Origin of the sequence: Sulfitobacter undariae, assembly GCF_014196805.1 — a bacterium.
Lineage (GTDB): Bacteria > Pseudomonadota > Alphaproteobacteria > Rhodobacterales > Rhodobacteraceae > Sulfitobacter > Sulfitobacter undariae.
In genome coordinates this window covers 316,003-337,348 of record NZ_JACIEI010000002.1, presented here as the reverse complement: position 1 = coordinate 337,348, position 21,346 = coordinate 316,003, and the positions used below count along the sequence as shown (strand labels likewise).

Here is a 21,346-nt window from a genome sequence, read left to right as displayed (position 1 = left end):
TGCGGGGCTGTTTTTCATTCTGCCAGAGGCTTGTATGACACCTGACATCATCATCCACACCGGAAAACTCACCACTTTTGACAACGCTGCCCCGTCAGCACAAGCCATGGCCATCACAGGCGGGTTGATCACTGCGGTAGGCAATGACGCGGATATCCTTGCGTTGGCTGGCCCGCAGACCAAAATGCTTGACGCGCAGGGCGGCACAGTTTTACCCGGCATTATCGACAGCCATGTGCATCTGTTTGGCGGCTCGGTTGAATTGGAAATGTTAGACCTCTACGGCGTCAAAGGGCTGGAGGAGATGAAAACACGCATCCTGCCATATGCCGCCGCCAACCCGGACGACCAGATGGTTTTCTGCGTGATGGCCGATTATGATATTCTGGGCACAGGGGCCACCCTGACCCGCCAAGACCTTGACCAAATTTTGCCCGATCGCCCGCTGGCGATGTTTGCGCCCGATCACCATACTGTTTGGGCCAACACGGCGGCCCTACGTGCCGTAGGCATGCTGGAAGGCGGCAAAGTTGATGCGGGTTCCGAGATCGTCATGGGCGACGACGGGCAGGCCAGTGGTGCGTTGCTAGAGCCGGGGGCCTATGGTCCCGTGCTGGCGCTGACGCGTTATGGCGGGCGCGATATGATGGGGCTGACCACAGGCAAAGACCCCGTGCCGCCCGCCACCCCTGCCCAGCGCGAAATGGACAAAGACGCCATTGAACGCGGCTTGAAACATTGCGCCGCGCAGGGGATCACCGGATTGCACCTGATGGACGGCAATACCTATCAGTTGAAATTACTGTCCGAGCTAGAGGCCGAAGGCCGCTTGATCATCCGCTGCAATGTGCCTTTCCACATGAAAGGTACCGACCCGTTGGAATGGTTAACCACCCAAGCGCCCCTCATGCGTGACCATACGCAGACAGAAATGGTGCGGTGTTCGCACGTCAAAATGTTCATCGACGGTGTGGTCGAAAGCGGTACAGCCCTGATGCTGCATCCCTACCCCGCTGATCTGGGTAAGGATGGCAACACAGGTGACGAAGTCTTTACCCAAGAGCATTTTGTGAAGTGCTGCGTTGAAGCCGACAGACTGGGTTTCCAGATTGCGGTTCATGCGATTGGGGATGCAGGGGTGCGCCGCACCATTGACGCCTATGACGCAGCGCAAAAGGCAAATGGCACGCGCGACAGCCGCCACCGGATCGAACATCTGGAAGTGATGCATGTCGATGACATCCCGCGTCTGGCGCAGCTTGGCATTGTCGCGTCAATCCAGCCCGGCCATGCGCCGATTGGCCATATCTTTCCACCAGGTGCCATTGGCCAATGTATCCACCCCGAACAGATCAAAGGTGCTTATGCGTGGCAAACCATCCGTGATACGGGCGCCAAGGTGATTTTCTCAACTGATTGGCCTGTGATCCCTGTTGACGTGATGCCCAACATCCGCGCCGCCATTGCGCCATTGGATTTGGGCGAGGACTGGCCCGATCAAACCCAAAGCCTGACCGACACATTGGCCAGCTATACCCGCGATAACGCATGGGCCGAGTTTGCCGAGCATAAACGCGGCAGGATCAAAGTGGGCTTACAGGCCGATGTAGTAGTGATGGATCGTGATCTCTTTGCGCTGGCCGCTGATCGGATCACCGAAGCAAACGCGGCCACGACAATTTGTGATGGCAAAGTGACCTATCAGGCGCAATAACGCCAAAGGGTCGCGGGCGCGTCATGGCGCGCCCGCAATTGTTTAGCTTTGTGCTGCGATAACCGTGAATTCGACACGATAATCAGGTGTCGCCAGCTTGGCCTCACCGCAAGCACGCGCAGGGGTGTGGCCCTCGGGCACCCAAGCATCCCAAACATCATTCATCGCCGCAAAATCGGACATATCCGCCAGCCAGATCACAGTTTGCAAGATGCGTGTCTTGTCTGAACCTGCTTCGGCCAGCAATGCGTCGATTTTGTCCAGACATGTCTGGGTCTGTGCCGCGACATCATCTGTTGCGTTGCCCACTTGGCCTGCCAGATAGATGGTGCCGTTATGGGTTACGATCTGGCTCATTCTAGGGCCGCCGTGCATGCGTGTAATTGTGCTCATCGTAAATTCCTTTTGTGGTCCGAGGGTGATCGCGCTAAAAATCTCGCGCATATCTACATGCGCTGGGATACTTCTACGCTGGTTCATGCCTGTGCTTCCAGCAGGAAGTTTACGGCCAAGAGGCCGACACCACCTCCGTCGGCCAATGCGCGCCTGTCCCGTCAAGTGATCCTATACGACATGTTCACCATCAATCCCGCCAAGTGAGTGGAACAGCCCGCTGGTATTGCTGACATTGAATTTGCGCAACAGCTTTGCGCGGTACACTTCGACGGTGCGGTAAGAGATATCCAGCTGAATAGCAATTTCCTTGCTGGTCAGCCCTTCGCTCAGATGGCTCAGAATTTCGCGTTCACGGCGGGTGAGTTTGTTGTAAGGGCGCTCGGAGGACAGATCCGCAAAGCTCCAGACAGCGCGGGCAAGCGGATCATCAGGTGTAAAAGAATGGCCGCGTACCCTGCACCAGAAAAGGCAGGCATCTTTGCGCGCCATAATCCGTTCATCCCAATAGCTATTGTTTTCACGAAGCTGCTTAACACCCCGATCACGAATGTTCTTAAACTCCTCCGCCGAAGGATAGAGGATTGAAAACATCTGATTGCGCAATTCATCGCGTGTATAGCAGAACATTTGTGCAAATGCGATATTGCAGTCACGGATCACACGCATCTCGGTCACGACCAGACCAATCGGAGCATAGGTGAATGCCAGCTCTGCAAACTCCCCATTTGAATAGGAATCGTCGGTAAGTATTTCCACCATCTTGCCTCCAAGCATTATCTCGCGGATGGTGAAAGTGTTTTATACGATGGGCTTGGTGCGTGCAACGACATCGCCTGCCCCCAGGGAGGATACCATGAAGATATTAACGCGGTTCACCGCAACAATTGTCACGTCCCTTGCTTTGACCAGCGCAGGCTGGGCGCAAGACCCGATCAAGATCGCCCTGCTGCACGGGCTTTCCGGCTCCAGTTTTGAGGCCTTCTCAAAACAGGCACAAACCGGCTTTGAACTGGGTCTGGAATATGCAACCGGCGGCACCAACGAGATTAACGGCCGCCCCATCGAAGTGATCATCAAAGACACTCAATTCAAGCCAGATGTGGCGCGGGCTGTACTGGCCGAGGCATACGGCGACGACGAAGTGCTTTTGGCTGTGGGGGCTACCTCATCCGGTGTGACCAAAGGCATGCTGCCGATTGCCGAAGAATATGAAAAAATCCTCATCGTAGAACCTGCTGTTGCAGATAGCCTGACGGGCCCTGACAGCAATCGCTATGTCTTTAAGACCTCGCGCAATTCATCAATGGATATGCAAGCCCAAGCGATTGCCTTGCAGCCTGATGAAAACCTGTTCGTCGCCACATTGGCCGAAGATTACGCCTTTGGCCGTGACGGCATCGAAGCCTTCAAAACCGCACTAGAAGGCAGCGGAGCAACCGTTGTTACCGAAGAATATGTACCCCAAGGCACAGCCGATTTCACCGCTGCCACAGAGCGTATGTTCAATGCGTTGAAAGACAAAGAAGGCCGCAAGGTCATTCTGGTCTATGTTGCAGGCGGCGGCGATGCGCCGGGTAAAATTCAGGCGCTTGATCCTGATCGCTACGGCATCGAAATCTCGATGGGCGGGCACATTCTACCCGTTCTGCCAACTTACAAACGCTTCCCCGGCATGGAAGGCGCGGTCTATTACTACTATGAAGCCTACGACAATCCAGTGAACAACTGGCTGGTGAAAACCCATATGGAACGCTTTGACAGCCCACCGGACTTCTTTACTGCCGGCGGCATGTCAGCAGCCCTTGCTGTGGTGAAAACACTGCAAACCGCAACCAGCTATGACACCGAAAACCTGATCACAGCGATGGAAGGCATGTCATGGGACACCCCCAAAGGCGTCATGACGTTCCGCCCCGAAGATCATCAGGCTTTGCAGTCCATGGTGCATTTCAAAATCCGTGTAGACGAAGATGTTGAATGGGCAATCCCCGATCTGGTGCGCATCATTGAAGCGGATGAAATGAACATCCCAATCGGTCGCAATAACAACTAATCTACTTGTCGGGCCTGCTGCCCTGTCTGCGGGCCCGACACCCTAGTAAAGAGCGCCCCCATGCCCCAACCCTCTCTAATGACAAGCGATCTAACGATCCGCTTTGGTGGTCACGTTGCCGTCAACCAAGTCACTTGCGCCTTTCACCCCGGCGAAACCACGGTGATCGTTGGCCCGAACGGCGCTGGCAAGACAACCTATTTCAATCTGATCTCTGGCCAATTGCCCGCCACGTCTGGCACCGTGCATTTGGGGGATACAGACATCACCAGCATGTCACCCTCGTCACGGGCACGCCATGGCATCGGGCGGGCGTTCCAGCTGACCAATCTCTTCCCACAACTCTCGGTGCTGGAAAACATCCGCTTGGCGGTGCAGGCGCGTTCTGGGGCGGGCTGGGGACTGTTCCGCCCTGCCCATAAGTTAACACAGCTCAAGCAAAGCGCCGAGAAATATCTGGCAGCCGCACAGCTTGAGGACAAAGCCTACATGCCTGCGTCTGCCCTGCCCCATGGGGGTCAACGCAAGCTAGAGGTCGCTCTTTTGATGGCAATGGAGCCGAAAATTTACATGTTCGATGAACCCACTGCGGGCATGTCACTGGATCAGGCCCCCGCCGTACTGGACCTGATTGCACAGATCAAAGCCGACCCTGACAAAACGGTTCTGTTGGTTGAGCATAAGATGGATGTGGTGCGTGCATTGGCTGACAGGATCATCGTTTTGCACAATGGCGAGTTGTTGGCAGATGGCGCGCCCGCCGAGGTGATGGCCAGCCAGATCGTGCGGGACGTCTACCTTGGCTCTGCCACGGAGGAAACAGCGTGACCCTGCTTAGCGTGAAAGACATGAAAGCGAACATCGATCAATACGCTGTCCTGCATGGCATCAGCTTTGATGTGCCCGAAGGCGGCGTATTTGTTCTGCTGGGCCGCAACGGTGCGGGCAAAACAACCACGCTGCGCGCGATCATGGGGTTGTGGCAGCCCTCGGCGGGGTCGGTCACGTTTCAAGGTCAGGTGATAGCCGGAATGGGAACCGCCGATATCGCACGCAAAGGCATCGCCTACGTTCCCGAAAACATGGGCATATTCGGGGGCCTCACGGTTGAAGAAAACCTGATCCTTGCCACAGCAAAAGGCAAATTTGACAAACAACGGTTACAGCGGATTTACGACCTGTTTCCCGCAATTGAAAAATTCTGGACCAAACAAGCATGGAGCCTGTCAGGTGGGCAAAAGCAAATGCTGGCTGTTGCCCGTGCAATCATCGAACCACGCGCCTTGATCCTTGTAGACGAGCCAACCAAAGGCCTCGCCCCATCGATTGTTGCCGCGATGGGCGAAGCGTTTCGCGAAATCGCGCAGACAACAACCATCTTGTTGGTCGAACAAAACTTCAACTTCGCCCGAAGCCTTGGCCGTGACATGGCCGTGATTGACGATGGCCGCGTTGTACACAGTGGCTCCATGGTGGATTTTGCCGCCGACAAAGCGCTGCAAGGCCAGTTATTGGGTCTCTCTGCATGAGGAATGTCATGAATAAACTCACGGATACGCTGGGCCGGTTCGGCGGCGTAAACCTGCTGCCCGTTGCCTTGGCGGCGATTGCATTTGTCCTGATCGGCGCACCCTCGTCTTGGGTGACACTGACCATTGCGGGCCTATCCATGGGCATGATGGTCTTTCTGATGGCCTCTGGCCTCAGCCTTGTTTTCGGATTGATGGACGTGATGAACTTTGGCCATTCGGCGTTCATCAGCTTCGGCGCCTTTGTCGCGGCCAGCGTATTGGCGGCACTTGGCGGCTGGCTGGACAGTGACAGTATCCTGCTGGCCTGCGCCGCCCTTGCCCTTGCCCTGATTGCCGCCATCGCCTTTGGCCTTGCAGCGGGGTTGTTCTTTGAAACCGTCATCATCCGCCCTGTCTACCGGGATCACCTGCGTCAAATCCTGATCACCATGGGCGCGTTGATTGTCTCCGAGCAGATCATTTTGGCTGTTTGGGGGGGCACCCCTGTCACCGTACCGCGCCCCTCATTTCTGGACGGCGCGTGGATCATCGGTGACGTCAGCATTGAAAAATACCGCATCTTCGCCTTTGGCATCGGCGCTGTTGTTTTTGCAGGCTTGCTGGCTTTGTTAAACCGCACCCGTGTCGGGCTGTTGATCCGCGCAGGTGTTGAGAACCGTGAAATGGTAGAAAGCCTCGGCTTCAAAATAAACCGTCTGTTCATCGGTGTGTTTATGCTGGGATCAGCTTTGGCTGCTTTGGGCGGGGCTATGTGGGCGGGGTATGAGACTCTGATCACTCCAGCATTGGGCGGCGAGATGATGATTGTGGTGTTCATCGTGGTTATCATTGGTGGGCTCGGCTCAATCGAGGGCACGTTGTTGGGTGCGATCATTGTCGGGCTCACAGCCAATTACATCGGCTATCTCGCGCCCAAACTCGCGCTTGCATCAAACATGTTACTGATGATGGCAATTCTAATGTGGCGGCCCAGTGGCCTGCGTCCGGCGGTGAAATAACATGACCCAAGTAAAAGTCACCTACGGCGCGCTGGCGATCAAAGCTGTGATGATCATGATTGCTGCGGCATTGCTATTCGCGCCCTTCTTGTTTCAGGATGTGCGCGCACTGGAAGTCGCGGCGCGTATTTGTATCTTTATCGTTTTGGTCGCCAGCTATGACTTGTTGATTGGCTATACGGGCATCGTCAGCTTCGCACATACGATGTTCTTTGGATTTGGCTCTTATGGCGCGGCCATCGCCCTAAAAAAGATGGGACCGGGTTTGGATGCTGTGGCCGTTGGCACCTTGGCCGGGGTGCTGATATCATTGGTCATCGCCACTGTGATTGGCTTGGTCAGTCTACGCGTCAAAGCGATTTTCTTTGCGATGATCACACTGGCCGCTGCCTCGGTCGTTTTGGTGCTGGCCTCGCAACTCTCACAACTGACAGGCGGCGAAGACGGGATCACCTACCGTGCGCCCGAGGTTTTCAAAACCGCAAATAAGTTGATGGTAGATGAAAATGGTAAAGTTGTGCGCTGGTTCGGCGTCAAACTGAACGGCAAGTTGGCGGGCTATTACTTTGTCTTTTTCACGTCTCTGACGCTGTTTTTGATCATGCTACGCGTTACCGTTTCGCCGCTGGGGACAGTGTTAAAGGCCATCCGCGAAAACGAAGCCCGCGCCGAGGCGATTGGCTACCGCGTTGTTGCCTACCGCACGTTTGTATTTTGCCTTTCGGCTGTTGCGGCCTCTTTGGCGGGGTCCATTTATGCGGTTTGGCTAAAGTACACAGGGCCGGATACGGCGCTTTCTTTTGCGATCATGATCGACATTTTATTGATGGTTGTCATCGGTGGCATGGGCACAATGTGGGGGGCTGTGATTGGGGCCGTTTTGATGGTCATGGCGCAATATTATCTGCGTGACCTGATGGGCGCGGCGTCAGAGGCCACTGCAGGTATTCCCCTCCTGCCAGAGCTGCTGGCCCCTGATCGCTGGCTGCTTTGGCTGGGCATTATCTTTATTCTGCTGGTCTATTTCTTTCCGCGCGGCATTGCAGGGACGCTTATGACCAAAGGCCAGCGCGACTGATCTCATAGGGTGCAAGGCAAAGATTATGCCTATGCACCCTATGTCATTTCCGCGTTTTCCTTGGCCAGACGCTTGGACGCCATGCCCGGCTCCGCCCCCCAGACAGCGATCCAGCGATAGAATACAGGCGTCAGGAACAAGGTGAATACGGTGGCAAAGCCAAGGCCACCAACAATCACCCAACCCACTGCGATACGCGCTTCGGCCCCTGCGCCCGATGTCAGGATCAACGGCAAGCCGCCGAACACGGTCGAAACCATTGTCATCATCACAGGTCTAATCCGCAAGCGCAGCGCATCGCGGATTGCACTGTCGATGTCCTGCCCCGCCTCTCGCAACTGGTTTGCGAATTCGACGATCAGAATACCGTTTTTGGCCATAACCCCGATCAACATAACCAAGCCGATTTGACTGTAATAGTTCAGAGAACCGCCAGACAATGTGATTGCCAGCAAAGCTGCGGCAAAGCCGAAAGGCACCGTCAGCATGATCACAACCGCACTTGCGACGCTTTCAAACTGGGCGGCCAGCACAAGGAAAACCACGACAAAAGCGACGCCAAACACCATGTACATGCCAGCTTGCCCGTCTGTCAGTGTTGCCGCCTCGCCTGTAAAGGCAATCCCCATCCCGCTGGGCAATGTCTGCGCAGCAATCTCGGTCAACCGCTCCATTGATGTTCCCAAATCGATGCCTTCACCAAGGTTGGATTGCACCGACACGGCAAGCGATCCGCCCTGACGTTCAATCTTGGACTGGCTGACCACCGGAACCATCGTAGCTGCCGCAGAAACGGGGATGTATGCGCCATCAGGTAGACGGACATAGATGCTCTCTAGATCACTAGGATCATTGATCGGCGGGCCACCGGGAACGACATTCACATCTGTTTCCACATCGTCCTGAAACACGCTGACGGCCACTTTCCCCTGTACCATCGCACTGACAGTTGCCGCGATTTCCGCCTCGGTCAGGCCAAAGACACGGGCCATATCTGGGTCTACCCGCAATTCATATTGCGCCTGCACACTGTCGTCAGACAGCTGCGGGTTGAGGAAGGTAGCATCAGATGACATCGCCGCGATCAGATCGTCTGCCGCACTTGTCATCGCTTCTACATCCGTCCCTGTGACTGCGAATTGCAAACCCCGCCCAGCGCCACGAATGTTCAGACTGTTTGTCGAGCGCGCACTCACCTGAACGCCCGGTACATCCGAGAGTTGGCGGCTTACCTGCGCCACGATCTCTTGTTGGGTCAGGTCGCGATCCGACCAATCTGGCAAGCGCACAATAATAAACGCACTTGTACCACCGCCGACGCCAATGATGCTCTGCACCGCTGAGATATCACCGCGCAGACGGTATGGGGTTAGGATTTCTTCGACAAGGGTGACTTGGGTTGCAAGGTACTCAACCGTTGTGTCCGATGCCCCCCGCGCTTGAACTAGGAAAAATCCCCTGTCCTCGCTGGGCGTGATGCTGGACGTCAAGGTGCTTGCCGCGCCTCCAGCGATAAGGGCAAAGCCCACAGCAGTGGCCAGTACAATCATGGGTGCACGGATTGCATGATCCATGACAAAGTCGAAACCACGCGACAACGCGCCCTGCTTTACGACAACATTTGTCGCTTTCGGATCCGGTTTGCCGGGGTCCAGAAAGGCAGCAAGCACAGGGGCCAGCGTGAGGGCCGTAATCGAGGATAGGGTCACGGCAAAGGCCAAAACAAAGCCGAATTCACTGAACACGCCCCCTGCCTGCCCCGGCAAGAAGGAAATCGGGATAAAGACAGCCGCCAGTGTCGCGGTTGTCGAGATCACAGCGAAGAACACCTCGTTTGTGCCAGCAGCAGCAGCGGCAAAGGCTCCCATGCCTTGTTTACGTTTGCGCACGATATTTTCGATCACAACGATGGCATCATCCACTACCATGCCCGTTGCCAGTACCAGCGCCAAAAGGCTGATGGTGTTAACAGAAAATCCGGTAATCCAGATCGCGGCAATGGTCCCTATCAATGCGACAGGAATGGTCACCGCAGGGATCAATGTTGCACGGAACGAGCGCAAGAAAGCAAAGATCACCGACACCACAATCAAGGTCGCCAGCCCAATGGACTTGATCACCTCGTTGATGGACCCCTCGATGAAGATGCCATCATCAGAGGTCACAATCAGTTCTACATTCTCCGGCAGCTCTGCGCGCAATTCTGCCACAGCTACGCGCACGGCTTTGGAAATCTCCAACGTATTCCCAACCGATTGACGGCTGATGTCCATCCCGACGGCTGCCTTACCGTTCACACGCGCAAACACATCGCTGTCCTCTGGCACCACTTGCACAAAGGCCACATCGGAGACACGGGTCGTCGCGTTAACAAGAACCTGCCCGACGCTCTCAACCGTCACATCCGCATTACCCACACGCAAGGCGAGGGTTTGGGAGTTCGCCTCCAACGTGCCCAGAGGGGTGTCATCGCGCAGTGCGGTCAACGCCTCGGAAACATCAAATACTGTCAATCCGCGGCTCAACAGCGAAGGCATATCCAGCGACACGCGAAATTCGTTTGCACGGTTGCCCCGCACCGTCACTTCGGCGATGCCGTCGATCAGTGACAGGCGGTCATAGATCATCCCTTCGGCCAACTCGGTCATCTCGTTAAAGGTGGCATCCCCCAGCAAGGCCAAACGAATAATAGCATCTGCGTTGCTGTCGCTTTTTGTCACTGTCGGATCATCAATATCATCAGGAAGCTGCCGCAATGTCGCCGATACGATTTCACGCGCTTCGTTTGCGGCGATGTCAACATCGGTGCCTTCTGACAGGTCAATGGTGATCCTGCTGGAGCCTGTGGTTGAGCTGGACTCGATATAGGAAAGCCCCTCAAGCGCACTCAGCGCGTCCTCAAGAACCTGCGTCACCTGTTCATCAACTGTGGCTGGCACTGCGCCTTCGTAACTGGTGCGAATGGACAAAACGGGTTGGTCCACATCCGGCATTTCGCGCACATCCACCGATGCAAGCGCCGCCAAACCTGCGATGAGTATCAGCAAGTTAATCACAATACCGAACAAGGGCCGTGCTACAAAGAGGCTGGCGAACCCAGACTTTGTGCTAGGGGCAGAAGGCGTGCTCATGATGGTTCCTTTGGTGTTCTGCTACGAGAGGCCGAGGTGATGCTTGCACCCGCACGCAATTTCAGCGCGCCTTCGGTCACAACCATTGCACCCACTGCGATATCCGCATCAATCCAGACCTGATCATCGCGCCTAAACACAATTGTCACAGGCACCTGTTCGGCTTTGCCTTCATTATCCACCCAGACGCTTGAGCCACTGCGCGACCACGTAATCGCGGTTGACGGCAGCACCGACATCGGCGCGCTTTGATGGTTGATCCGCACAGAGAAGGTCATCCCTGGCCACAGCAACCCGTCAGAGTTGTCCACGCGCATCTTGACCGTCACACTGCGTGTCACGCTATCAATGCGGCTGTCGAACTCTACAATTTCACCTTCAAACGTGCGGCCACGTAATGTGGGGGTGCTTGCCAATACCCGCTGCTCGGGCGTCAGCATGCCAATAGAACGTTCAGGGAGTTCAAACTCAACCAAAAGGACTTCGGAATCGTCGATGGTGCCGATAACCGAATTGGCCGCGAGAATATCCCCGACCATCAAATCACTGAGCCCCAGCCGTCCGGAAATAGGCGCGCGAATGGTGCGTTCTTCCAAAGCAATTTCGGCCAGCCCTACTTTTGCTTCTGCAAGGCGCTGCGCCACATTCGCTTCGGATTTTGCCACATCTGTTATCGTTGAGTTACCAGATGACCCCAGACGCTCATACCTCTGAAAGGTGGATTGGGCTTGCTCCAACTCGGCCTGCGCGATTTCAAGGTTCAACGCCTCTGTACGTGCATCCAGCTTGACCAGAACCTCACCTGCCACGACCTCTCTGTTGGCCGACAGATTGGTCTCTATCACAGCGCCGGAAACCTCTGTGACGACATTCACGCTGCGCAAGGCAGCGGCACTGCCAACCGCACGCATAACATCTTCATAAGGCGCCATTTCAACAGGTGACGTCACAACGACAGTTGCACCGCGCCCACCGCCGCCTGCACCGCGTGCGCCCCTTTGAGCACCAGAAGCACCTGCATCAGGGTTGCTTGCGCTGCTCTGCTCGACACCCAAAAGGTCCGCAACAGGCGCTGGCATGCCAAAGCTGACGTAATAAGAGCCGGCAAGTATCACCACCACGGCAAGCAATGTCCCAAGCATACGCATTTGAATCGTCCCTATCAGTCTGTCCAGCGCCATCTGCCGCTCGAAATAATCTTAATGAAAGGGCGCACCAGACATCTCAGAATGGTGCGCCTATTCGGTTCTTGGTGCCCGATCACGTGACCACACCGCTTCTCTATACGACATGGAACATAGCTATCGTGCAACGCTATTCCACCTTGAAACGTGTTGGCATCACATCACGGGGACGTCAGCGAGCCACGGATGCCCCGCTGCACCTTTTTTAGTCGCGGGCGTCTTTGGCAGGCTTGCGGTCATGGTCACGTTGTTGCTTGCCATCGCGATCACCGTGGCCTTTGCCGTCATGGTCGCCGCGGTTTTTGCCGTGGCTCCGCTTGGCGCGGTCATCACGGTCCAATTGGCCGTCTTTGTTCCGGTCCATACGTTCAACCATATTGCCAAACCGCTTGTCCATTTCAGCTTGGGTGATCTGGCCATCGCCATCCGCGTCTAGCTTTTGAAACGCATCAACCATCTTCTCGCGGATCATCTCCATGTAGATTGTGTCGAACTCGTCAAGTGACAGATTACCCTCGCCCGACACATCCGCGCCCGACACCAGACCTGCGCGGAATGTATCAATCTCTTCTTGTGTCACTGCGCGATCACCGTTCGCATCAGCCTTTTTCATGATCATTCCCATCATGCCACGTCCGCCACGTTCCCCGCGAGCGCCATGACCTTTGCGCATACCGTGCGGTTTTGCATCTGGCGCATCGCTGGTCACTTCGGCTTGAACAGGGGCGGCTTCTTGTGTGGTTTGCGCTGTGGCAACTGTCAGACCAGACAAAAGCGCCGCAACGGCGAGAAAGCTGCCAGGAAGAATTTTGGAGTTTGTCATGTTATGTCCTTTCAAGAACTCAGTGAGGCATCCATCGCCTCGGTGATCCTTACTTAGGCGGTCTTGCGGCAAAAGGTTTGTCAGCACCAATGCCCGTTTGTCGCCATTTGTCGCAACCCTGCATCCTGATACATTTTGCGACAATTGAGCGCCCACAACCCGCGCCTGATGGTTGATTTATGATGGGAAGACAGCGCAATAAGAGACACCGAAGGGACAAACCCGACGGGGGAGAATAGCAATGACCGACCCGATAGCCCCACAAATCCTGATCGTCGACGATGCCCGAGACATTCGTGAACCCCTTGGCCAATACATGCGCAAGCAGGGATACCGCACGCGTTTGGCCGCAAATGCGGCAGAGGCGCGTGAGATTCTAGCGGATGCAGCCATTCACTTTGTGATCCTCGACATCATGATGCCCGGAGAAGACGGGTTAAGCCTGTGCCGCTGGCTGGTGGCGCAAGGCGGGCCGCCTGTCCTGCTTTTGACCGCAATGGCAGATGAGACCGACCGCATTGTCGGGCTGGAGCTGGGCGCGGATGACTATTTGGTCAAACCGTTCAATCCACGCGAATTGCTTGCAAGAGTACGCGCCGTTTTGCGCAGATCCCCCCCCGAGATCGCGCCAACGCCCAGCGGCAAGCGCAAGTTTGCAAATTGGACCCATGATCCTGATGCCCTCAAATTGCAGCACGCTGACGGGCAACTGATCGACATAACAACTGCCGAGAACCGCCTTTTGAGCATCTTTCTGGATCAACCACGCACAGTGCTCAGTCGGGCAACCCTGCTGGACCTAACGGCGGGGCGCGAAGCAAAAGTATATGATCGTGCCATCGACAACCAAATCAGCCGCCTACGCCGCAAAATCGAACCGGACCCGAAAAACCCGCAAATCCTCGTGACGGAATGGGGGGGCGGATATCGTCTGGTGGCAGATGTGGAGGTGGCCCCATGATCCGCGCCGTCACACGCCTGTTCCCGCATGGCCTTGCGGGGCGTATCATCTTGCTGTTGATCAGCACGATCATCATCGCCAACCTCATTGCGCTGCTGGTCCTTGGCTTTCAGCAACAACGTTTTGACAAACACGCCAGCGAAGACCGCCAGATTGAGCGCATCGTCGCCCTTATCCCTGCGATGCAAGCCGTTGACGATCAGGTGCGCCAAATCATCGCCAAAGACGCCACATCCCGATTTGCGCGTGTGCAAGTCGAGGGAACGCCGTTGCTGGAGCAAACCGCAACTGACAGCCGCTCGGAGTATATCGCGCAGGTTCTCACGGACACTCTTGGTCTGGAGGACGTCAGAGTAGCGATTGTTGAACGTGTCACTTCCAAAGGGCCTCCAAAGCCGAAGGGCCACAATGTTTCGAAAAAGGTCATTGCCGTTACCACACCATTGACCGCACGAAACGGACAGCAAGAATGGCTGAATATTGTAACCAGCGCCGCCGCCCCGCGAAAAGACCGCTTTGACGCAAAACCCTTTTTCACGGTCCTTGGTTTATCCCTGTTGTGTGTTCTGGGCGTGTCCATCATGCTGGCTGGCCAACTGACCAAGCCACTTGCACAGCTATCACAAGCGGCCGAAGCTGCCGGACGCGGTGACCGCACGGCGCGTGTGCCCGAAGGCGGCCCCCGCGAGATGCGGAAAGCCGCGCAAGCATTTAACGCAATGCAGGCCGAGATTTCCCAATTTGATGCAGAACGTGTGCGCATGTTGGCCGCAGTGGGGCATGACTTGCGCACCCCGATGACCAGCCTGCGCATCCGTGCAGAAATGCTGGATGATGACAGCCAACGCGAAGCCATGGTGCGCACATTGGACGAGATGACCGTGATGGCTGATGGCTTGGTTACTTATGCAAAAGAAGGACAAGAAGGGGAAAAGATGATCCCGCTGGTTCTTGGCCCCCAGCTCACCCAGATTTGCGCGGATCGTGGCGTGCCATGTGATGCCGAACTGGATGCATTGGTCAGGGGCCGCCGTGTTGGACTTGGGCGTGCCTTTGGAAATCTGATCGACAACGCCCTAAGGTACGGCAGCGAAGCGGCAGTCACCTTGAGGACCGATGGTCAAAACGCAATTGTAACCATCAAAGACGACGGGCCGGGCATTCCCCCAGATCAGTTGGATGCAATGTTTCAACCCTTCACCCGTGGCGACCACAGCCGCAGCCTTGAAACGGGCGGTGCGGGTTTGGGGCTTGCCATTTCGCGCACAATCATCCTTGCCCACGGGGGCAAGATCACGCTTGAAAACTTGCCCGAAGGGGGATTGCAGGCACGTGTCAGCTTACCACTGGAAAAATGCTGAACATGCCTTCATTTTGGGCAGCCCTCTTCTTCACTCAAAGGTTGAAGCGCGTCTACAATCGGCCTAATGCACAAAGCCAAATGGGCCTACTAAAGGCTGATTAAAACTGGATTGGGTGCAGCACCTATTCTGTGTGTTTTCAGATACGCCCCCGCCGTGCGCCATGTTGGGTCGCGCACATCACGCAAAAGGACATCGCATTATGAAAGTCGAGCAACCCAAACTGGGACGAAAAGGCACGATGCTTTTGCTGATTATTCTGGGGGCGTTTCCGCCGTTGACGATGGACCTCTACTTGCCAGCGTTACCGCAGATGGCAGATGTATTCCAAACCAGTCACAGCATGGTCAACCTGACGCTGGGCACTTATATGATCGCCTTTGCCATTGGCATGTTGTTCTGGGGGCCCCTTAGCGAACGCACTGGGCGAAAGCCGATCCTGTTTATCGCCCTCTCCCTCTACATTGCGGCCAGTTTGTTATGTGCAATGACCTACTCCATCGAGGGCTTGATTGCGTTTCGCATAGTGCAAGGATTAGCTGGTGGCGGTGTGACTGTCGTCGGCACCACAATTGTCAAAGACCTGTTTGATGGGCGCGAGCGCGAAAAGGTGATGGCCACAATCATGTCACTGGTCATCATCGCCCCGATGATTGCCCCCATCCTTGGTGCCTTTTTGCTGAAAATCGCCTCATGGCATATGATGTTTGTCGCTCTGGCCGTTTTCGCCTGTTTCGCTGCATGTCTTGTCGCGCTGTATCAAGAAACGCTTGAGGAAAAATCGACAGGACCGTTGCTGATGGCGTGGGGGCGTTTGGGGGTTGTGCTCAAGAACCCCAGATTTGCCTATCTGTTGCTGATATTTTCCACGGTGCCCATGTGTCTGATGTCCTTCATCGGGATCGCCGCTTATGTCTATGTCGATGACTTTGGCATGACTGAACAGGCGTTCGGCTTTATCTTCGCGATGAATGCTGCTTTTGCGATGCTCGGTCCGCAAATATACCTGCGTCTGTCCCGCAAGTTTCATGTGCAAAACATTATTTCGGGCTGCTTTGCAGTTATCGTTTCGGGCGGCATCCTAATGCTTTGGGGCGGATGGATGACCCCGTGGATTTTCGCGCCCATTGCGGCGGCAGTATCAATTGCGGTCATCGCAGTGCGTGTCCCCGGTGTTAACCTGCTGCTGGAACAACAATCGCAAGATACCGGATCAGCCGCCGCATTGATCCAGTTCAGCGTGACAATAATGGGGGCAGCAGGCATTCAAATCGTTTCCACTCAGTCGCAAAACCTCACAGGCTCCTACGGAATCTTGCTCATCGTGGTCGGCACCGTCTGCGCGCTCTTGTGGTTGGCAGTACAAAAGCGTCCCTTTGTCGCTGAAAAGCTAACCCAATTGTTATAAAAGTTAAGAACGCCCCAAGTCGAAGGTTATCCGGCATCTAAAATGAGGTCCTGAATGTCTCCCCCCCCATCACAGAACACGCCCCTGACAATTGCGCTTTGGCAAACATCCCCTTGTGGGGACGTGCAGGCCTGCCTTGCACAGCTTAAAGAGACAATCGCCGTGGCTGCGGCTGCAGGAGCAGATGTGTTTGTCACTCCCGAGATGTTCATCGGCGGCTACAACATCGGCCCCGCGCGTATCCATGCGCATGCCGCAGAGTTTGATGAAATACGCAGGGCGCTGTGTCGCCTTGCAGCGCAGCATGAAATCGCGCTGGTCATCGGTGTTGCCATTCCCGCAACGCCCCTGCCCTACAACGGTTGCATCGCCATTGACGCGAACGGTGTTGAATGCGCCCGCTATCACAAAACCCATCTTTTCGGCGATACAGACCGCGCTCAATTCACAGCTGGCGAACAATTGTCGCCAGTGTTCGAGCTGGCTGGCTGGCGCATCGGATTGGCAATTTGCTACGATATCGAGTTCCCCGAAGTCGCGCGTGATCTTGCCTTGCGCGGTGCGGATCTGATCGTTACGCCAACCGCAAATATGGAACCCTTCGATACGGTCGCAACACGCCTCGTTGCAGCACGCGCCGAGGAAAATGCGGTCTATGTGGCTTATTGCAATTACGTTGGCGCGGAAGGTGAATTTTCTTACAACGGGTTATCATGTGTCTGCGGCCCTGACGGGCAGGACCAAACCCGCGCTGACACATGCGCCACAGGTCTTTTTTACGCGACACTGAGCCACACCACCTTAGAAGACACCCGCCAAAGCCAGACCCACCTACAGGACCGTAGGCCCGATTTATATGGAGACGACAGATGAACCCCGTAAGCGTTTTTGGCCCTGACTTCCCTTTTGCCTATGATGACTGGATCAAACATCCTTCGGGGCTAGGCACCCTACCCGACAACGCACACGGCGAAACAGTTGCCATCATCGGTGCAGGCGCTGCCGGTGTGATCGCAGGGTATGAGCTGATGAAACTTGGCCTGCGCCCCATCTTGTTCGAATCTGGTCAGTTTGGCGGCAGGCTTCGGTCGCAACCCTTTGAGGGTGTAGAGGGTGTCATTGCAGAGTTGGGCGGCATGCGTTTCCCCGTCTCTTCTACGGGATTTTACCACTATATCGAAATGTTGGGACTGGAAACAGCGCCATTCCCCAACCCTCTGACACCTGCCGCGGGTTCAACAGTGGTCGATCTACTGGGTCAAACCCATTACGCGCAAACGCTGGCCGATCTGCCCGCGCTGTTTAGCGAAGTGGCACAAGCCTATGATGCTGCCCTTGAAGAGGGGGCAAATTTTGCGGCCCTAAAACAGGCCATTCGGGATCGTGACATCCCCCGCATCAAAGAAATCTGGGACCCGCTGGTCGCCGCATGGGACGAACGTACATTCTATGATTTTGTCGCCTCATCCGACGCCTTCCAAAAACTATCATTCCACCACCGCGAAGTCTTTGGTCAGGTCGGGTTTGGCACAGGCGGATGGGATTCCGATTTCCCCAATTCCATGCTGGAAATTCTACGCGTCAATGTGACGGAATGTGACGACCACCAGCGCTATGTGGTGGGCGGCGTCGAACAAGTCCCCCGCCAGCTTTGGGCGCATACACCCGAGGGCTGTGTGCATTGGCCCGCTGGCACCAGCTTGGCCAGCCTCAATGGCGGCGCAACCCGCGCCGGTGCCGCGCGCATTCGCCGTCAGCCTGATGGCACCATCGAAGTCACCGACAAATGGGGCCGCAGCGAAGATTTCGGGGCGGTTTTGGTCACCTGCCAGAGCCACCTTTTATCGACCCAGATCGACACTGAAGAATCCCTATTTTCGCAGGATTTGTGGATGGCACTGGATCGCACGCGGTACATGCAGTCGGCCAAGACCTTTGTGATGGTTGATCGCGCATTCTGGAAGGACAAGGACCCGGAAACAGGCCGCGATGTAATGTCGATGACATTGACCGACCGCATGACCCGAGGCACCTACCTGTTCGACAATGGCCCCGACAAACCCTCTGTGATTTGCCTGAGTTATTCATGGATGACAGACGCGCTCAAAGTGCTGCCTCTGCCTGTAGAAAAACGTGTTGATCTGGCGCTGTCGTCACTGAACAAGATTTATCCGACGCTGGACATACGCAGCCACATTTTAGGCAACCCGATTACGGTTAGCTGGGAAGCCGATGAAAACTTCCTTGGGGCGTTCAAAGGCGCGCTGCCGGGGCATTACCGCTATAACCACCGTATGTTTGGTCATTTCATGCAGGACGACCTGCCCGCCTCGGAACGCGGTATTTTCCTTGCAGGTGACGGTGTCAGCTGGACCCCTGCATGGGTCGAGGGCGCGGTGCAGACCTCGCTAAACGCAGTTTCAGGGATCATTCACCATTTTGGCGGAGCATCCCATGCAGGCAATCCCTCTCCGCGCGATGCATATGCTACATATGGCCCTATTCGCCTGCCCGATTGATCTAGGGCCGCATGGTTCGCGCTGGATCAGTACAAAAGAAAACGGCCACCACTTTCCCGAAGCGGTGGCCGTTGTGCAAATTGTCCAGCTTGCCTGAACAAGCGTGTCACGTCTTAGGTGTTAAACAAGAAGTGCAGCACGTCGCCATCTTTGACGATATAGCTTTTGCCTTCTGCACGCATTTTACCTGCTTCTTTTGCAGGGCCTTCGCCGCCTAGCGTGACGAAATCATCATAGGCAATCGTCTCGGCGCGGATGAAGCCTTTTTCAAAATCGCCGTGAATGACGCCTGCGGCTTTGGGGGCTGACGTGCCCTGTTTGATGGTCCACGCGCGGGCTTCTTTCGGGCCAACGGTGAAATATGTTTCAAGGTGCAGTAGCTCATAGCCCGCTCGGATCAAGCGATCCAACCCTGCTTCTTCGAGGTTCATATCATCAAGGAACATCTGCGCGTCATCTGCATCAAGCTGGCTGATCTCTTCTTCGATCTGGGCCGAGATAACCACCGCGGAATTGCCTTGCGCTTCGGCCATGGCGGCAACAGCGGCAGAATGTGCATTGCCTTTGGCAGCGTCATCTACGCCCACGTTACACACATACAGAACGGGTTTGGTGGTCAGCAGTTGCAGCATCCGCCATGCCTTCGCGTCATCTTCGTCTACTTCAACCACACGGGCGGGTTGACCGTCTTCAATGGCGGCTTGGGCTTGAGCCAAAAGGCGGTCCTGCTGCACGGCGTCTTTGTCATTGCCTTTGATTTTACGCACCAGACCTGCACGACGTTTCTCGATGCTCTCCAGATCGGCCAGCATCAATTCCGTGTCGATGGTTTCAGCATCGGCCACAGGATCAACACGGTCTTCGACATGGGTGACATCATCATCCTCAAAGCAACGCAGAACGTGCGCAATTGCATCAGTCTCGCGGATGTTGGCAAGGAACTGGTTGCCCAAGCCTTCGCCTTTGGACGCGCCTTTGACCAGACCCGCGATATCCACAAAGGTCATCCGCGTTGGGATGATGGATTGGGACTTGGCGATTTCGACTAATTTATCCAGACGCGCGTCCGGTACAGCAACCTCGCCGACGTTCGGCTCAATCGTGCAGAACGGGAAGTTAGCAGCCTGCGCGGCGGCCGTGCGAGTAAGCGCGTTGAAAAGCGTTGATTTGCCAACATTCGGCAGACCGACGATACCCATTTTGAAACCCATGACGACGTCCTTATAAGCGTTTTCGCCGTGTTAGGGCGTCAGAGCGTTCAGTGCAAGTGTCTGGTGAGGGATAGAGTGGTACAGTCGTGCATTGATTTCCGCGTCTGAATTGGGCATTGCTGGGGAAACACATTCCGAAAAGGCCTGTTCCATGACCCGTATTGACGCCAAATTCGCTGACCTGAAAGCCAAAGGCAAAAAGGCATTTGTGTCTTATGTGATGGCGGGTGATCCCGATTTTGACAAATCTTTGGAAATCGTGCGTGGCCTGCCCGGCGCAGGCGTGGACATCATTGAACTGGGCCTGCCCTTTACTGATCCGATGGCCGATGGCCCGACAATCCAACTGGCAGGTCAGCGCACTTTGGATGGCGGCATGACGCTAAAGCGCACGCTGGAGTTGGTGACCGAGTTTCGCAAAGGCGATGATACAACGCCGATTGTACTAATGGGCTATTACAACCCGATTTATTCCATGGGTGTGCCGACGTTTCTGACCGCTGCAAAAGAAGCAGGCATCGACGGTTTGATCATCGTGGATCTGCCCCCAGAAGAAGACACCGAGCTGTGCCTGCCAGCGCAAGAAGCCGGATTGAACTTTATCCGCCTTGCCACGCCCACCACCGATGACAAGCGCCTAAAGCGCGTGGCACAAAACACATCCGGCTTTGTTTACTACGTGTCCATCACAGGCATCACGGGCACCGCCGAAGCAGACGCAAGCGATGTGTCCCCCGCCGTGGCGCGCATCCGCGAGGCGACAGGCCTGCCCGTCATCGTGGGCTTTGGCGTGAACACACCAGAGAAATCACGCACCATTGCCGCAGTGGCGGATGGCGTGGTTGTAGGCTCTGCCATCGTGAGCCAGATCGCTGACGGTAAAAGCACTGCGGAAGTTCTGGCCTTTGTGAAAGCATTGGCCGACGGGGCGCATTCAGCCTAAAGAATTGCTGCGTTGATTTGCTCCCCTGTGATTG

Annotated in this window: 18 protein-coding genes; 12 read left to right on the top strand and 6 right to left on the bottom strand. The window is 55.6% G+C overall.

Annotated features, from left to right (window positions below; genetic code table 11):
* Positions 1 to 34 precede the first annotated feature (34 nt).
* Entirely contained in the window at positions 35 to 1,714 is a 1,680-nt protein-coding gene (locus GGR95_RS05160; RefSeq protein WP_184563478.1) for an amidohydrolase, read from the top strand.
* 42 nt (positions 1,715 to 1,756) lie between these two features.
* Here GGR95_RS05160 and GGR95_RS05155 read toward each other — a convergent pair whose 3' ends face one another.
* Together GGR95_RS05155 and GGR95_RS05150 are read right to left on the bottom strand one after the other, a co-directional pair.
* Complete coding sequence (locus tag GGR95_RS05155) at positions 1,757 to 2,107, bottom strand: RidA family protein (protein WP_184563476.1); 351 nt, start codon at positions 2,105 to 2,107, stop codon at positions 1,757 to 1,759.
* Positions 2,108 to 2,278: 171 nt separating this feature from the next.
* On the bottom strand, positions 2,279 to 2,869 hold the full coding sequence (locus GGR95_RS05150) for a helix-turn-helix domain-containing protein (protein WP_184563474.1): 591 nt from the start codon (positions 2,867 to 2,869) through the stop codon (positions 2,279 to 2,281).
* A gap of 94 nt (positions 2,870 to 2,963) precedes the next feature.
* On the opposite strand from GGR95_RS05150, the gene GGR95_RS05145 reads away from it, so the two are divergent.
* The 5 genes from GGR95_RS05145 to GGR95_RS05125 are packed head-to-tail and all read left to right on the top strand — an operon-like array spanning position 2,964 to position 7,771.
* The gene (locus GGR95_RS05145; RefSeq protein WP_184563472.1) at positions 2,964 to 4,163 is read left to right on the top strand and encodes a substrate-binding domain-containing protein; all 1,200 of its coding nucleotides are present in this window, start codon (positions 2,964 to 2,966) and stop codon (positions 4,161 to 4,163) included.
* A gap of 60 nt (positions 4,164 to 4,223) precedes the next feature.
* A complete protein-coding gene (locus GGR95_RS05140; protein ID WP_184563470.1) occupies positions 4,224 to 4,991 on the top strand; it encodes an ABC transporter ATP-binding protein in 768 nt (255 codons plus the stop codon).
* Complete coding sequence (locus GGR95_RS05135) at positions 4,988 to 5,692, top strand: ATP-binding cassette domain-containing protein (RefSeq protein WP_184563468.1); 705 nt, start codon at positions 4,988 to 4,990, stop codon at positions 5,690 to 5,692. Before GGR95_RS05140 ends, GGR95_RS05135 begins: the two co-directional genes overlap by 4 nt.
* An 8-nt stretch (positions 5,693 to 5,700) precedes the next feature.
* Positions 5,701 to 6,693 (top strand): branched-chain amino acid ABC transporter permease, encoded by a 993-nt coding sequence (locus GGR95_RS05130; protein WP_184563466.1) that lies wholly within the window; start codon positions 5,701 to 5,703, stop codon positions 6,691 to 6,693.
* 1 nt (position 6,694) lies between these two features.
* On the top strand, positions 6,695 to 7,771 hold the full coding sequence (locus tag GGR95_RS05125) for a branched-chain amino acid ABC transporter permease (RefSeq protein WP_184563464.1): 1,077 nt from the start codon (positions 6,695 to 6,697) through the stop codon (positions 7,769 to 7,771).
* 38 nt (positions 7,772 to 7,809) lie between these two features.
* Here the strand turns inward: GGR95_RS05125 and GGR95_RS05120 are convergent, their stop codons facing one another.
* The 3 genes from GGR95_RS05120 to GGR95_RS05110 form a co-directional block, all read right to left on the bottom strand.
* Positions 7,810 to 10,902 (bottom strand): efflux RND transporter permease subunit, encoded by a 3,093-nt coding sequence (locus GGR95_RS05120; RefSeq protein ID WP_221384705.1) that lies wholly within the window; start codon positions 10,900 to 10,902, stop codon positions 7,810 to 7,812.
* Positions 10,899 to 12,050, bottom strand: a complete 1,152-nt coding sequence (locus GGR95_RS05115; protein ID WP_184563462.1) for an efflux RND transporter periplasmic adaptor subunit — start codon at positions 12,048 to 12,050, stop codon at positions 10,899 to 10,901. The genes GGR95_RS05120 and GGR95_RS05115 overlap by 4 nt, the downstream gene beginning before the upstream one ends.
* A gap of 241 nt (positions 12,051 to 12,291) precedes the next feature.
* Positions 12,292 to 12,909 carry an EF-hand domain-containing protein gene (locus GGR95_RS05110; RefSeq protein ID WP_184563460.1) on the bottom strand — a complete coding sequence of 206 codons (618 nt, stop codon included), beginning with the start codon at positions 12,907 to 12,909 and terminating at the stop codon, positions 12,292 to 12,294.
* A 241-nt stretch (positions 12,910 to 13,150) separates the two neighbouring features.
* Here GGR95_RS05110 and GGR95_RS05105 point away from each other — a divergent pair, with 241 nt between their 5' ends.
* The 5 genes from GGR95_RS05105 to GGR95_RS05085 all read left to right on the top strand — a co-directional run bounded on the left by GGR95_RS05105 (position 13,151) and on the right by GGR95_RS05085 (position 19,158).
* The gene (locus GGR95_RS05105) at positions 13,151 to 13,870 is read left to right on the top strand and encodes a response regulator (RefSeq protein ID WP_184563458.1); all 720 of its coding nucleotides are present in this window, start codon (positions 13,151 to 13,153) and stop codon (positions 13,868 to 13,870) included.
* Positions 13,867 to 15,231 (top strand): ATP-binding protein, encoded by a 1,365-nt coding sequence (locus GGR95_RS05100; protein ID WP_184563456.1) that lies wholly within the window; start codon positions 13,867 to 13,869, stop codon positions 15,229 to 15,231. The genes GGR95_RS05105 and GGR95_RS05100 overlap by 4 nt, the downstream gene beginning before the upstream one ends.
* A gap of 202 nt (positions 15,232 to 15,433) precedes the next feature.
* The gene (locus GGR95_RS05095; RefSeq protein WP_184563454.1) at positions 15,434 to 16,639 is read left to right on the top strand and encodes a multidrug effflux MFS transporter; all 1,206 of its coding nucleotides are present in this window, start codon (positions 15,434 to 15,436) and stop codon (positions 16,637 to 16,639) included.
* A gap of 54 nt (positions 16,640 to 16,693) precedes the next feature.
* Complete coding sequence (locus GGR95_RS05090; RefSeq protein WP_246423285.1) at positions 16,694 to 17,512, top strand: carbon-nitrogen hydrolase family protein; 819 nt, start codon at positions 16,694 to 16,696, stop codon at positions 17,510 to 17,512.
* Positions 17,509 to 19,158 carry a flavin monoamine oxidase family protein gene (locus tag GGR95_RS05085; protein WP_184563451.1) on the top strand — a complete coding sequence of 550 codons (1,650 nt, stop codon included), beginning with the start codon at positions 17,509 to 17,511 and terminating at the stop codon, positions 19,156 to 19,158. Before GGR95_RS05090 ends, GGR95_RS05085 begins: the two co-directional genes overlap by 4 nt.
* Before the next feature lie 113 nt (positions 19,159 to 19,271).
* Here GGR95_RS05085 and ychF read toward each other — a convergent pair whose 3' ends face one another.
* Complete coding sequence (gene ychF, locus GGR95_RS05080) at positions 19,272 to 20,369, bottom strand: redox-regulated ATPase YchF (protein WP_184563449.1); 1,098 nt, start codon at positions 20,367 to 20,369, stop codon at positions 19,272 to 19,274.
* Between the two features lie 151 nt (positions 20,370 to 20,520).
* Here ychF and trpA point away from each other — a divergent pair, with 151 nt between their 5' ends.
* The gene (trpA, locus tag GGR95_RS05075) at positions 20,521 to 21,312 is read left to right on the top strand and encodes a tryptophan synthase subunit alpha (RefSeq protein ID WP_184563448.1); all 792 of its coding nucleotides are present in this window, start codon (positions 20,521 to 20,523) and stop codon (positions 21,310 to 21,312) included.
* The last annotated feature ends 34 nt before the right edge of the window (positions 21,313 to 21,346 follow it).

Bases quoted from the DNA above. Each gene is read 5' to 3' on its own strand.
- GGR95_RS05145 (WP_184563472.1), top strand. From the start codon at position 2,964: ATGAAGATATTAACGCGGTTCACCGCAACAATTGTCACGTCCCTTGCT.
- GGR95_RS05155 (WP_184563476.1), bottom strand. From the start codon at position 2,107: ATGAGCACAATTACACGCATGCACGGCGGCCCTAGAATGAGCCAGATC.
- GGR95_RS05100 (WP_184563456.1), top strand. From the start codon at position 13,867: ATGATCCGCGCCGTCACACGCCTGTTCCCGCATGGCCTTGCGGGGCGT.
- GGR95_RS05095 (WP_184563454.1), top strand. From the start codon at position 15,434: ATGAAAGTCGAGCAACCCAAACTGGGACGAAAAGGCACGATGCTTTTG.
- GGR95_RS05090 (WP_246423285.1), top strand. From the start codon at position 16,694: ATGTCTCCCCCCCCATCACAGAACACGCCCCTGACAATTGCGCTTTGG.
- GGR95_RS05140 (WP_184563470.1), top strand. From the start codon at position 4,224: ATGCCCCAACCCTCTCTAATGACAAGCGATCTAACGATCCGCTTTGGT.
- ychF (WP_184563449.1), bottom strand. From the start codon at position 20,369: ATGGGTTTCAAAATGGGTATCGTCGGTCTGCCGAATGTTGGCAAATCA.
- GGR95_RS05115 (WP_184563462.1), bottom strand. From the start codon at position 12,050: ATGCGTATGCTTGGGACATTGCTTGCCGTGGTGGTGATACTTGCCGGC.
- trpA (WP_184563448.1), top strand. From the start codon at position 20,521: ATGACCCGTATTGACGCCAAATTCGCTGACCTGAAAGCCAAAGGCAAA.
- GGR95_RS05125 (WP_184563464.1), top strand. From the start codon at position 6,695: ATGACCCAAGTAAAAGTCACCTACGGCGCGCTGGCGATCAAAGCTGTG.
- GGR95_RS05150 (WP_184563474.1), bottom strand. From the start codon at position 2,869: ATGGTGGAAATACTTACCGACGATTCCTATTCAAATGGGGAGTTTGCA.
- GGR95_RS05110 (WP_184563460.1), bottom strand. From the start codon at position 12,909: ATGACAAACTCCAAAATTCTTCCTGGCAGCTTTCTCGCCGTTGCGGCG.
- GGR95_RS05085 (WP_184563451.1), top strand. From the start codon at position 17,509: ATGAACCCCGTAAGCGTTTTTGGCCCTGACTTCCCTTTTGCCTATGAT.
- GGR95_RS05105 (WP_184563458.1), top strand. From the start codon at position 13,151: ATGACCGACCCGATAGCCCCACAAATCCTGATCGTCGACGATGCCCGA.
- GGR95_RS05160 (WP_184563478.1), top strand. From the start codon at position 35: ATGACACCTGACATCATCATCCACACCGGAAAACTCACCACTTTTGAC.
- GGR95_RS05120 (WP_221384705.1), bottom strand. From the start codon at position 10,902: ATGAGCACGCCTTCTGCCCCTAGCACAAAGTCTGGGTTCGCCAGCCTC.
- GGR95_RS05130 (WP_184563466.1), top strand. From the start codon at position 5,701: ATGAATAAACTCACGGATACGCTGGGCCGGTTCGGCGGCGTAAACCTG.